At 40.7% G+C, this 12447-nt stretch carries 14 protein-coding genes; 6 read left to right on the top strand and 8 right to left on the bottom strand.

Annotation, left to right across the window (positions count from 1 at the left end):
* Positions 1-120: 120 nt before the first annotated feature.
* The 3 genes from UYI_RS38710 to UYI_RS0105730 all read right to left on the bottom strand — a co-directional run bounded on the left by UYI_RS38710 (position 121) and on the right by UYI_RS0105730 (position 2796).
* Entirely contained in the window at positions 121-1044 is a 924-nt protein-coding gene (locus UYI_RS38710; RefSeq protein ID WP_016865712.1) for a hypothetical protein, read from the bottom strand.
* Positions 1045-1074: 30 nt separating this feature from the next.
* Positions 1075-1650: a Uma2 family endonuclease gene (locus UYI_RS0105725; RefSeq protein ID WP_016865713.1), complete on the bottom strand. Its 576-nt coding sequence runs from the start codon at positions 1648-1650 to the stop codon at positions 1075-1077.
* Positions 1651-1812: 162 nt separating this feature from the next.
* Complete coding sequence (locus UYI_RS0105730) at positions 1813-2796, bottom strand: Rieske 2Fe-2S domain-containing protein (RefSeq protein ID WP_016865714.1); 984 nt, start codon at positions 2794-2796, stop codon at positions 1813-1815.
* A gap of 157 nt (positions 2797-2953) precedes the next feature.
* Between UYI_RS0105730 and UYI_RS0105735 the strand changes: the two genes are divergently transcribed.
* Positions 2954-3631, top strand: coding sequence for a TetR/AcrR family transcriptional regulator (locus UYI_RS0105735; protein ID WP_026085766.1), 678 nt, complete (start codon positions 2954-2956; stop codon positions 3629-3631).
* 39 nt (positions 3632-3670) lie between these two features.
* Positions 3671-4780 (top strand): glutamate 5-kinase, encoded by a 1110-nt coding sequence (gene proB, locus UYI_RS0105740; protein WP_016865716.1) that lies wholly within the window; start codon positions 3671-3673, stop codon positions 4778-4780.
* Positions 4781-4990: 210 nt separating this feature from the next.
* Here proB and UYI_RS0105745 read toward each other — a convergent pair whose 3' ends face one another.
* From UYI_RS0105745 to glyA, 3 genes are all read right to left on the bottom strand, one after another.
* On the bottom strand, positions 4991-5176 hold the full coding sequence (locus tag UYI_RS0105745) for a DUF4278 domain-containing protein (RefSeq protein WP_016865717.1): 186 nt from the start codon (positions 5174-5176) through the stop codon (positions 4991-4993).
* A gap of 176 nt (positions 5177-5352) precedes the next feature.
* Positions 5353-6603, bottom strand: coding sequence for a competence/damage-inducible protein A (locus UYI_RS0105750; protein ID WP_016865718.1), 1251 nt, complete (start codon positions 6601-6603; stop codon positions 5353-5355).
* Between the two features lie 139 nt (positions 6604-6742).
* Positions 6743-8026 (bottom strand): serine hydroxymethyltransferase, encoded by a 1284-nt coding sequence (gene glyA / locus UYI_RS0105760; RefSeq protein WP_016865720.1) that lies wholly within the window; start codon positions 8024-8026, stop codon positions 6743-6745.
* A gap of 475 nt (positions 8027-8501) precedes the next feature.
* On the opposite strand from glyA, the gene UYI_RS0105765 reads away from it, so the two are divergent.
* Together UYI_RS0105765 and UYI_RS0105770 are read left to right on the top strand one after the other, a co-directional pair.
* A complete protein-coding gene (locus tag UYI_RS0105765; protein WP_016865721.1) occupies positions 8502-8699 on the top strand; it encodes a hypothetical protein in 198 nt (65 codons plus the stop codon).
* An 87-nt stretch (positions 8700-8786) separates the two neighbouring features.
* On the top strand, positions 8787-9266 hold the full coding sequence (locus tag UYI_RS0105770) for a Tic20 family protein (RefSeq protein WP_016865722.1): 480 nt from the start codon (positions 8787-8789) through the stop codon (positions 9264-9266).
* Between the two features lie 3 nt (positions 9267-9269).
* On the opposite strand, the gene UYI_RS0105775 is transcribed toward UYI_RS0105770, so the two are convergent.
* Positions 9270-10043 (bottom strand): fumarylacetoacetate hydrolase family protein, encoded by a 774-nt coding sequence (locus tag UYI_RS0105775; RefSeq protein WP_016865723.1) that lies wholly within the window; start codon positions 10041-10043, stop codon positions 9270-9272.
* 537 nt (positions 10044-10580) lie between these two features.
* Here UYI_RS0105775 and rpsF point away from each other — a divergent pair.
* Together rpsF and UYI_RS0105785 are read left to right on the top strand one after the other, a co-directional pair.
* Positions 10581-10901 (top strand): 30S ribosomal protein S6, encoded by a 321-nt coding sequence (rpsF, locus tag UYI_RS0105780; protein WP_016865724.1) that lies wholly within the window; start codon positions 10581-10583, stop codon positions 10899-10901.
* Between the two features lie 264 nt (positions 10902-11165).
* Positions 11166-11726, top strand: a complete 561-nt coding sequence (locus tag UYI_RS0105785; RefSeq protein ID WP_016865725.1) for an Npun_F5560 family protein — start codon at positions 11166-11168, stop codon at positions 11724-11726.
* Positions 11727-11977: 251 nt separating this feature from the next.
* Here UYI_RS0105785 and UYI_RS0105795 read toward each other — a convergent pair whose 3' ends face one another.
* Positions 11978-12331 (bottom strand): STAS domain-containing protein, encoded by a 354-nt coding sequence (locus tag UYI_RS0105795; RefSeq protein ID WP_016865727.1) that lies wholly within the window; start codon positions 12329-12331, stop codon positions 11978-11980.
* Positions 12332-12447 lie beyond the last annotated feature (116 nt).

The following is a 12447-nucleotide window of genomic DNA, read 5'->3' on the forward strand; positions in this document are numbered from 1 at the left end:
TGCACAAAAAAGAGCCAGATCCATCTGTGTGCATCGGTGTGCATCTGTGTTCGATTTTTCATCCCCAAATTTATTTGAGGGCGAAATGTTGAACTAATGAAATTTATCAAATTCATTCCTTTAACTTGCTAATTTTCGTTGCCTTCTCGGAGCAATTACACGCAGTACCATTGCTAAAACTAACAAAATTACTAGTGGCAAATATATGAGTACAGAGTGGAAAATTTTCATACTAAATTCAACTGTAAAAGCCAGCCAGAAATAATACATTCCCGCAGTGTGCAAAACCTTCCAACCACGTTGACTTAACACAGCAGCAGGACGCTGGAATGAGGTTACAGTCATGGCAAAGATGAAAAGATAACCTAAAATTCCTAAAGGATCAAATTTGGGGTAAGCACCAGAACTGACGTACCATAAACCAGTCCAAGCGATCGCATATTCTGTTAAAGTTAAATTCTGGTCTAAATGGTCATGAATATAACTGACTACTTCCCTTAGCTTATACTTAGGCAATCCACCTGTATAACTTTTTATATCCTGTTGGCGTGAAGAGTATCGTCTCAGTAAATGTGCGGAAAGTGCTGTTGTCATTGACTCTACATACAGCCGACTGTCTGCACCTCCTGTTTCGAGTTCTGCTTTTAGCGCCAAGCCTAGATGCTGAATTAACGGATCACGTAAATGCCACTGTGGTAAAAGCTCAAACTGTTCTACATCAATGGATTCATCTACTACACGCGCTAACTTTGCAGGTTCCAAAAACAACTCTAGTAATGGCACTTCGCGATCGACTTTTGCTTGGGGAAAGAGTTGAGTTGCTGGGATAATAGCAATCTCACCTTGAGTGTAATCAATATGCTGCCAACGTCCATTCAGCATATAGCTAGCACGAAAATCATCCAGAGCAATAATAATAAAATGCTGACCCAGGTAAACTTCAGGCATGGGATCGTTAGCGGGTTCTATTTCATAGAGAAGGTGTAAACCATCCCATCCCCCTTCAAACAAATGTAAATGCTGGGGAGGCTCGTTATCAGACACGGTTTTAAATTACTCTACAGGCTTCAATTCTTAGCTTAGAATACCTTTTAGATCCAACACAAATCCAGGTAACACATCCTCTCCTGACAAACTGAGAGGAGATTCTAAAACTTCCACCTTTTGCCCTATTCGGTAAATTTCTACTTGTTGATTTTGGGGGTCAATCAACCAACCCAGACGCACACCACAATCGATATATTCCTGCATTTTTTGTTGTAGAGTCTCTAAGCTGTCAGTTGCAGAACGTAATTCCACTACAAAATCAGGAGCCATAGGTAAAAACTTAGCAGGATCTGGGTTTAAAGCTTCTATACGTTCTTTTCTTACCCAAGATGCATCAGGAGAACGATTTGCACCATTGGGAAGTTTAAAACCTGTGGATGAATCAAAAGCTAAGCCTGTACCATCCGCTTCTGTCCAAAGTTCCAAGCGTGCTGTCAACTTTGCATTCCGGTTTCCGCTTTCCCACCCCGTCGGCGGCATAATAATTAATTCTCCCTTAGCCGTACGCTCAAGGCGTAAATCTCGATTATTCTGACAGAGTTGGAAAAATTGTTCATCTGTTAGCTCAATCGCAGGGCGTAAATTGAGGATAAGAGCAGTCATTTTTGCTTCTCATTCTTGTTAATCTTAGCCTAGCAGTAGTTACTAATTTTTGACTTTATAATCCTTGGTGTCTTTGTGCCTTGGTGGTTCAAGATATTTAACCACAAACTCACCAAGACAAAAAGCTTTGTCGGACTTGAGTGTATATTCATTTTATAAAAATTACTTAGAAAAATTAGGTTCTTTAATTTCAGGCCAACTCTCAAAATTTCGTCTTACCCAATCCATGCCAACTTCGTTATTAAGCTTGATTTTTTGAGGAGTATTTGGATAAATTTTCTGCAAAATATCTGTGTCTTGTTTCACAACAACTTTGGCAAAGTTAAGAATGTTTTTACTAAATATTTTAAATACTGGATGTTTAGGTTTCCCAAACATTAATATATATGTGCGCGTTTGTATTTCTGATTCTGGGATAAACAAATGGCATTGGGCGACTTTACCAATCGCTGTTTCCCCGTGAAAAATGACTAAAGATGGAAAGTGATTTTCTAAATGCGCTTTCAGTTCTTTTGGTATCAACAGTAAATCTGGCTTTTTAATTTTTGCACCTAAGGTTGTCGGTGCTGTTGGCATGTTATAAAAGGCGTGAGATTCATGCCCGTTATCGATAAATTTATTAAAGTTTACTTCTGTGATCCGAAAAAGAGGGCGATGAGTACCATTTTGATGGTTATAGTCATGCATATTTAGCAGCATAGACAGTAAATCCGTCTTCACGCTAGTGTCTGCTGTGTAACCGATAAAGTCATACTCAGCAGCAATTTTATTCAAAATATTAGGAATTTGTGCTTTTGGTTCTTGTCCACCGTAAGACCAAATAAAATCCCCTTGAATAATTAACTCTAATGGTTGCAGTTGTGGTAGGGTTTTCTTTTTTGAACCTGGTAAAATGGTGCAACCTTCACTGTCAAATTCTAAGGCGTGAAACGGGCACACAACTACACTACTTTTATCGTTTTTTTGCTCACACCAACCTTCTGATAACATTGCTCCCATATGGGGACAGGCGTTTGGTAAGGCATTAATTTTACCTGTTGCATCTTTCCACAGCACATAATCTGAGCCGTAGAGGGAGAATTTTTTTGGCTTATTAATCTCCAACATTGATTTATGTGCTAGTAACCAGGGAGCGCCAGTCAGCATAGATTTCATTTGATTATCCTTTTATTAATTAATTTTTTAATTAGTATGTATCAGTATAGTTTATGCTGTCAAGTATTAATTAATTTTTTAATTAAAATAGAATACCAATGTATCAGGATAGGCTATAAAAGCATGTTCGTGGAGAGTTTTGATAGTAGTGGTTCGTTCAGCTAAAATAAGACGCTCGTCTAACAACAGTCGTTCAGTCCGAGATCCGGAGGCGACACAAAAGCAGATTTTGGATGCAGCTGAAGCAGAGTTTGCCAAGCATGGGTTGAGTGGCGCGCGCATAGAGGCGATCGCTAAAGGTGCTGGCGTAACTACAGCGATGATCCACTATTATTTTGAGAACAAAGAAGGGTTATATAAAACAGTGTTGCAACGTCCGGCAACGGAAATGCATGATATGCTTGAGCAACTTGATCTTGAAAAATTACCACCTCAAGAAGCGCTGAAAACTCTAGTGAGGGTAGCGATCGCTTACGAAGCATCTCATCCTTTCCGAGGAATGCTTTGGTTTCAAGAAGCAAATCAAAATCAAGGCAAATATTTTAAATTAGGTAACTGGCAAAAAACCTTTGGCTACATTACCAAAGTATTAGAACGGGGTATGGCGGAGGGGATTTTTCGTCAATTCGATCCGTTTCTCATTTGTTTACAAATTGCTGGTATCTGCACTTTTTACTTTAATGCTCATGAGAATATTAAACATCTCACCCCAGATGTTGATAGGCTGAGTTCAGAAATGGTTGAAAAATATACTCAAGAAGCAATTAATTTAATTTTGGCAGGAGTGGGAGTTGAGATTGAAGATGGGGGAGTGCGGGGAGAATAACTTAATGACAATTGACTCTTGACCCTTGACTATTGACCAATGAGCAAAACCATCGTTGTTAAAATCGGCACTTCTAGTCTGACTCAACCAGAAACTGGACAATTAGCAATTTCCACCATTGCAACCTTAGCGGAAACTCTGTCGCACCTGCGGCGACAGGGACATCAGGTAATTTTGGTTTCTTCTGGTGCTGTGGGAGTGGGTTGTGCGCGCTTGGGTTTAACAGAAAGACCGAAAGCGATCGCCCTCAAACAAGCAGTTGCAGCAGTTGGACAAGGGCGGTTAATCCGCGTCTATGATGATTTATTTACCACCCTGCAACAGCCAATTGCTCAAGTATTGCTGACTCGTAGCGACTTGGTACAGCGCAGTCGCTATCTCAATGTTTACAACACCTTTAAGGAATTGCTGGAATTAGGTGTAATTCCTGTGGTAAACGAAAATGACACCGTAGCAGTGGAGGAACTCAAATTTGGTGACAATGACACTCTTTCAGCTTTAGTTGCTAGCTTAGTGCATGCAGATTGGCTATTTTTGCTCACTGATGTAGATCGACTTTATTCTGCCGATCCTCGTTTTGTGCCTGATGCCCAGCCAATCGCCTTAGTAAGTAGTATCAAAGAATTAGAAGAACTACAAGTGCAAACAGGTACTCAAGGTTCCCCATGGGGTACAGGTGGCATGGTAACGAAAATTTCCGCAGCGCGAATTGCCACTGCTGCTGGTGTTCGTACCGTAATTACTGAAGGTAAGTGCCCCCAAAATATTGAAAAAATTTTACAAGGAGAACCTATTGGGACTCATTTTGAACCCCATTTAGAACCAACATCTGCCCGTAAACGCTGGATCGCCTATGGTCTAGTTCCTTCTGGAAAATTGTATTTAGACGAAGGTGCTGTAGTTGCAATTTCCCAAGCTGGCAAATCTCTATTAGCTGCTGGTATTACTGCTTTAGCAGGTGAATTTGATGCTCAAGATGCTGTGCTTTTGTGTGACTCTAAAGGTAATGAAATTGCAAGAGGAATTGTCAATTACAGCAAAGCAGAACTACAACAGATTTGCGGGCGGCACTCCCGCGAAATTCCGGTAATTTTAGGGTATGAAGGTGCAGAAACTGTAGTCCACCGGGATAATTTGGTTTTGACTTAGTACTAAATTGGAACTCTGCTATCTGGTGCGCCAAACTTTGCGTACTTTTGCGTTTCAATAGTTTTATATAGTTTCAAGTCAATCATACTTAAAAAACATCATAGCTTTTTTCAACGCAGAGGAACGCAGAGTTAGCGCTAAGGTACGCAGAGTGTAACCTGATTTTTTCGCTACGAATTTATGATTTTTTACTTAGATATTTAGATATGCTTAACCTATGCAACTTTTATAATTAACACCACGATATTTAAGTTGAAAACATTGTTGATTCGTGGTATTTTTAACCTGATGAATCTCGTAAGCAACTCCTCGGTAATTACCTTTTTGACTATTATCTGATGCTGGTAATTGAGTAGCCTGAGATTGATAACGAATGCCACGATAAGATAGATGCATATTTCCTCTAGAAATTAGCGAATTTTTGATTAGTTGCTATATAACTAATCAAGCTCTTCTGAGGCTTTTACGAAAAAATATTATGAATTTATGTAAACTAACAGAGGACGAAAGTCAGTTATCAGTTGATAACTGTACAGACGCGATGTTCCTCGCGTCTCTAACTGATAACTGTCTTACCTTGTCAGCAACTTCCGTCGCAGTTGATCCAAAGCGCTACAAGCGCTAAGATGACGAACTAAAGACCGACTCCGTCCTGTACCCCAACGATATTCAAAACTCTCTACTTCGCCGTTTGGTTTTGCCAAACCAATGTAAACCAAACCAACTGGCTTAGTCTCAGTCCCACCAGTCGGCCCAGCAATACCAGTAATACTCAGTCCCCAACTAGTGCCAAGACGCGATCGCACACCCAATGCCATTTGTTCTGCTACAGTAGCACTAACCGCCCCAAATTTTGCTAAATCTTCGGCACTGACACCTAAGAGATTGATTTTGACAGAGTTATCGTAGGAAATTACTCCACCCCAAAAGTAATCAGAACTACCAGAAATTTCTGTTAACATCTGTCCTAGTCCGCCACCAGTGCAGGATTCTGCTACAGAAAGGGTTTCTTTATCTCTACGCAATAACTCACCAACAACAGAAGCAAGGGTGTCATCATCAGCACCGTAATAATCTAGTCCAGCAATATCTTGGAGTTGCTTGTGTACAGGTGCAATCAATTCCTGTGCTGCGGCTTCAGTAGCAGCTTTTGCTGAAATCCGTAATTTGACTTCTCCCTTGCTAGCGTAAGGGGCTACGGTGGGATTGGTTAAATTAAGATAAGCAGCGACTTTTTCTGCTAAAGCAGATTCAGGAATGCCCCAAAACTTTAACATGCGACTGTAAATAATTTCCTTACCCCAACCAAGGTTTCGTAAATAGGGTACTGCGGTTTCTTCCCACATCCGTTGCATTTCGCTTGGTACACCAGGGAAGGTAAATATTGTTAATCCTGGTTGGGGTTGCCAGATGATACCTGGTGCTGTACCAGTAGGATTAGGTAATATTTCTGCTCCTTTAGGTATCAAAGCTTGCTTGCGATTGCTGGGTGTCATTTGTCGACCGCGCTGAGCGTATTTACGGGCAATATCTTCGATAATTTCAGGGCGTTCTACTAAAGGAGTGTTAAAAAAATCGGCAATAGTTTCGCAAGTAAGGTCATCTGGTGTCGGGCCAAGACCGCCTGTAAAAATTAATATTTCTGCTCTTTGACTAGCTATTTCAATAACATGCTTGAGTCTTTCGGGGTTATCTCCTACGACTGTTTGATAGTAGTGAGGAATCCCTAATTTTGCTAATTGAATTGCCAAATATTGAGCATTGCTGTTAAGGATATTTCCCAACAGCATTTCAGTACCAACACAAATAATTTCTGCACTCATGGGAGGGATTAGGGACAAGGAAGACAAGGGAAGGAGGAAAAGGGGACAAGGAGGACAAGGGAAGGAGGACAAGGGAGAATTATTTAACAAGTCTCTTCCCGATCCTTGATCCGTGATCCCTAATCCCCGATCCCGTATTTTAGGCTAACGCTGGTACAGGAATTACCAAGTGTGGGTACAAGGGGAAGCGATCGCACAGTGCTGCTACCCGTCGCCGACAATCAACAGCAACACTTTCGGAATCTGGGTTTAATAGGCGATCAGCAATAATATTACCAATCTCTGTAAAGTCTGCCACTTCCAGACCCCGTGTGGTCATAGCCGGAGAACCCAATCTCAAGCCACTAGTAACAAAGGGTGATTCTGGATCGAAAGGAACTGTATTTTTATTGGTAGTAACATTTACCACACTTAAATACTGTTCTGCTTGTTTTCCAGTCATGCCTATACTACGTAAATCTACGAGCATCACATGATTATCTGTTCCATTAGATACTAGCTTCAAGCCAAGATTTTGGAGTTGTGTAGCTAAGGCGCGGGCATTGTCAATAACTTGAGCAGAATAAGTTTTAAATTCTGGTTTTAGTGCTTCTCCAAAAGCGACCGCTTTAGCTGCGATGACGTGTTCTAATGGTCCACCTTGAGTACCAGGGAAAACAGCTTTATCTAGTTTTTTACCCAATTCTGGGTCACGGGTCATAATTAAACCACCTCTGGGTCCCCGTAGGGTTTTGTGGGTAGTTGTTGTCACCACATCACAATAAGGGATGGGATTGGGGTGTAAGCCAGTAGCAACCAAACCAGCGATATGGGCAATATCTGCTAGTAAGTATGCACCAACTTCATCAGCAATGCTGCGGAACTTTTCAAAATCGATGACACGGGGATAGGCAGAATAACCACAAATTAAGAGCTTAGGACGCTCCCTTAGCGCCAGCTCTCGAACTTGGTTATAGTCTAGTTGTTCTGTTTCCTGATTGACACCGTAATGAACAACCTTAAACCATTTGCCCGACACATTCACAGGTGAACCGTGAGTAAGGTGTCCACCGTGAGACAAGTCCATCCCCATGATCGTGTCTCCTGGTTCTAGGAGACTCAGAAATACAGCAAAATTTGCCTGTGCGCCAGAGTGGGGTTGTACGTTTGCATGAGCTGCACCAAACAGTTGTTTAGCACGATCAATCGCGATTTGCTCTATTTGGTCTATAAATTCACAACCGCCATAGTAACGTTTACCAGGCAAACCCTCAGCATACTTATTTGTCAGCACTGAACCCTGTGCAGCCAGTACAGCCGCAGAGGTGAAGTTTTCGCTTGCAATCAACTCCAAATGGTCACGTTGACGCTGTAGTTCTTTGTTGATCAAATCCGCAACAACAGGATCACAGGAGGTCAAAAAATCTGAATTGGTCAGAGTCACTTTTAGCTATCCTTAATGGCAATTTGTATTCAAGTAGGTTGTTGGTTGTTGGTTGTTGGTTGTTGGTTGTTGGTTGTTAGTAGTTAACCACTATCTACTAACCACTAACCACTAACCATTAACCACGAGCAACATGTTTATTCACACCAACCTATTTATCAAGTATGAACCATTGCTGGTATTTATTGGTTCTCATGAATTTATGTATTAGTTTTTACTACAAAAAAGATTATCCAACATACAATAAACTTAAATCCTACTAAAACTAATTTTCTTGGATTGTTATCAACTGCATATTTTCAAATTGGTTTGGAAACTGAGCAATAGATATCTGATGGATTTAACAGATAAGTGGTCTCGCAAGTATAGGAGATAGATTGTTAAATACAACTGCTACTAAATTAGAATCTACAATCCAAAATACCAATCTTAGAGGAAAGATACAGAACTATTGAGGAGTTACAGGAGGGATTGGATGCTAGTAATTTTAATGGAAGATCAGATCCTTGCCCCTCAGCAAGTTTGTCAGTCTTGTTTGCTCGCTGATAGTAGTGGTCAACCTCGTTGGCGTCAAGGTCAACTACGTTGTGGTCATACGGTTAGTAAAATGACTGAGCGTCAACCAGTTCAATATGAGTGTATGATGGGTTTTCGCATTGTTAACATAGAATGAAGCTAATTTACTGGAAATAATCAACAACTTAACTGCGTTATTCTAGGTTCATGTGACTATTGAATTTTAACCATAGGAGAGCGCAGTATGACTTGGCGTGGGTCTACAACAGTTAAAGACAGGATTTTTGCTTGCTTGCCTTATTTACTTCCTGTTGTTGAAGTTTTTGCATTTGGTCAATTTTTTCTCACCCAGTTTCCACCCGTGCAATATTTATTTTTGCCCTTGCTGCCATTATTGAGAATTTACTATGGCGTTCGCTATGCTGGATTGATTATTTTCTTTGCTTTATTTATCTTTGTGGTGCGAAACGAAAAAATCAGTCATTTTATTCGTTTCAACACTATGCAGGCAATTTTGCTGGACATTATAGTTTTCTTGTTTGGTGTCCTCACTGATGTTGTTGGACTGCTTCCAGCTGGGGGTTTTGCCGTCCAGACCTTATACACTACAGTTTTTCTGGGCGTAGTGGCAGCATGTGTATATTCTATGATCCAATCGCTGTTAGGGCGTTACGCAGAAATTCCCGCCATTTCTGATGCGGTATATATGCAACTGCCACGCTAGCTATCAACTACCTGCTACTGTGTTTTCCAGGCGACCAATGCCTTCGATTTCTATACGGACGCGATCGCCTATATTCAGAGGCCCAACTCCCACAGGCGTACCTGTCAGCACAACATCCCCCGGTAATAGTGTCATGATCTGACTGATGTAAGACACAAGGTAGTCTGGGGGAAAGACCATTTGGTCTATAGTGGCAGATTGTACAGGAGTAGACTCTTCATTTAAGAAAGTCTGTAATCTGGCTCCTGGGCTTAATTCACGGACAATCCATGGGCCAAGGGGACAGAATGTATCAAAACTTTTTGCTCGTGTCCATTGACCATCTTTTTTTTGTAAGTCCCGCGCCGTTACATCATTAGCGATTGTATAACCCCAAATCTTCATTTGGGCTTCTTTAGGTGTGCAATTAAAAGCGCGATCGCCAATAACTAATGCTAATTCTCCTTCATAGTCTACTCGTTGTGACTGTGGTGGATACTGAATTTTTGCTAACGAAGCAATTACAGATGTGGGCGGTTTGAGAAAAATCAGTGGTTCAGCAGGCACCTCAGTTTCCATTTCCGCCGCATGTTCCGCATAATTTTTGCCGACAGCTATGATTTTTGAAGGCGCACAAGGAGCTAAAATTTCATAATCATCTGGTTCTAAAATCAAATCTGTAGGTTGACCTTGTAACCAGGGTGGAGCATCCAGCACCTGAACTTTCATGGAAAGTTGTAGCAAACCATAGTAAATCTGCCCTTCTGGATTTTGAACTCGCACAAAGCGCTGCGCCATAACCTTGATGAATACCTCTATTTGTAATCAAATCGCTTCTCGAGTCAATTGTCTACAATCCAAAGTCTATAAACTCATGACTAACTTTTACCAGTATCAGAAGTGGTGTGTCGAATTACCTAATTACCTAATTAGCAAGGGCAAACACAAGATGAGTTGAAACTGTATGCAGTTCCAGCTTGCTCGTTTTGCCAATGGACGTCAACTGAACACCAACTAGGGATAAGTAGGTGAACCCAACAGACGCGTAGAACACGAGGTAGTTTCTCCCAGAGTAGGGCTTCTCGCACGCAAAATCCAAAATTGTTATTACTCACCTCCTTGTTGAATCATATTTTAATTTCAGTCTTAAAAAACGCTACACTCAGAAATTGTGTAAAACTCCTAAATAATTACAAATGGGATTTCACACTCTACAAATTTCCTGTATGATCGTAGTTCCTTGTTGCTGTATATATAGATAGGTAATTGTATAAAATTTTACAATTAATCCCTATTGACATCAGCAGCCACATAGTCCAAAAGGAGATTGAAACCATGCAAACAGTTTATGAAACAATGTACATCCTGCGTCCTGATTTAGGGGATGAACAGGTAGAGCAAATTATTTCTAAGTATGAGAACTTGCTGCGGGAACAAGGAGCTGACAATATCCAAAGTCAGAACCGAGGCAAGCGTCGTTTAGCTTATGAAATTAAAAAGCAAAGAGATGGCATCTATATCCAACTGAACTATACTGGTCCAGGCAAAATGATTGCGGTGTTAGAACGGGCTATGCGTCTGAGTGAAGAAGTGATTCGCTATCTAACAATCAATCAACAGGTACAAGAGCCAAAAGCTTCTACAGAAGCAGCATAGGTGGTTAGTGTTTAGTAGTTAGTGGTTATTAGTTAGTGGTCAAAAACTAACAACTAACAACTAACCAATGTAGAGACGCGCCATGGCGCGTCTCTACAACAACTAACAATTTATATTTCAAAAAAGTAAAAAAATTCGTTTTTCCACTTGCCGATTTCTCCGGGAATGCTAAATTAACTAGTACTTGGAAGTACTAGCCAAAAGCAGTACAACCGCGTTTATACCTAAAAGGGGAAAGATTATTCACCGGAGCTAGTTGCCACTGTGAGCCAAACTGATAACTCCAATATTCAAGCTCTCTCTACAGAAGTATCGAAGTTGCGTCAAGAATTGCAACTTCGCGATCAATTAGTGCAACAGCTGTCTCAAGAACTGTTCCGACTGGTGAAGGGTAACACTAACTTTATGCCCCAGCCAGAAATGTCTGAGCGTTATCAAAGTCAGCTTCAAACTTTGCGAGAACAACTACAAGTAGTTGAACAACAAGTAACTTTTTATCAAGAACAAATTGCAACTCGAGATGTCGAAATCTATCAGTTGCGTCAGTCAGTGCAAGAACTAACTGATCGCAGCCGGATGTTAGAGCAAGTAGTACAGGAGTTACCACAAATTTATCGTCGTAAGTTTGAAGAGCGTATGGCTCCTGTTAGAGAAAAAGTAGCAATGCTACAACGAGAAAATCGCCAGTTACAAGCAGAACTGCAAAGCGTGAGTTATCGTTTGGCACTGAAAACTCGTACAACTTCTCACAGTGGTATAGATTTACCAAATTTTCCGCCGATGGCATCCGACGCAAGTAATGTTTCTACTGTGCAAAATGCCTAAACTTTCATTTTGGCTACGTCAGCATGTGGCATGGCAGTTTTAAGAATGTTAGATCATGGTTGTTTTTGGTTATTTAGTAGCACTTACAGCCAAAACACCAATTATTTGAGAATCAACAGCTCTAACAAAAAAGTTTATAGGAAAATCTGTTCCCACGCTAGCTAATTCGGGTAGTTTATGAAGTGCAAAAGTCAGTACTGCAAAGCCACTGCTTGACCTAACCATTAGTTTTCATTTGTGGAGTGGCACTTTTAACGTACCAGTTGCAAATTACTTTTGTTCACAAAATCTGAGATTTCTTCTTGATGATCAACAATTTCAAATACTAAATCCAATTTAGTGATTTCTAAAACTAACCTAACAGGTGCTTGTACATTGCACAGCATCAAACGGCAACCTTGTTGTCGTGCAGCTTTCAAACCATTAACCAAAGCTACTAAGCCGGAACTATCCATAAAATCCACCTCAGCCAAATCAATTACCCAGAGTTGATCACGTTCGGGTAATAATTCAGCCATCTTTTTGCTTAAAGCCACACCGCCCTCTAAGTCCATACGTCCTTGAGGCTGAAACAAGATAATTTGGCGTTCTGATATGAGAGTCATAAATGTTCTTTGGGTAATTGAATCAATAAAAAACAAAAAATAGGCATAAAAACTGCTTCATTTGCTACCGTAAAAACACTGAGTTAACCAAAAAGCTGGTAACTTACAGCAGTGCG

Source organism: Fischerella muscicola PCC 7414 (assembly GCF_000317205.1).
Lineage (GTDB): Bacteria > Cyanobacteriota > Cyanobacteriia > Cyanobacteriales > Nostocaceae > Fischerella > Fischerella muscicola.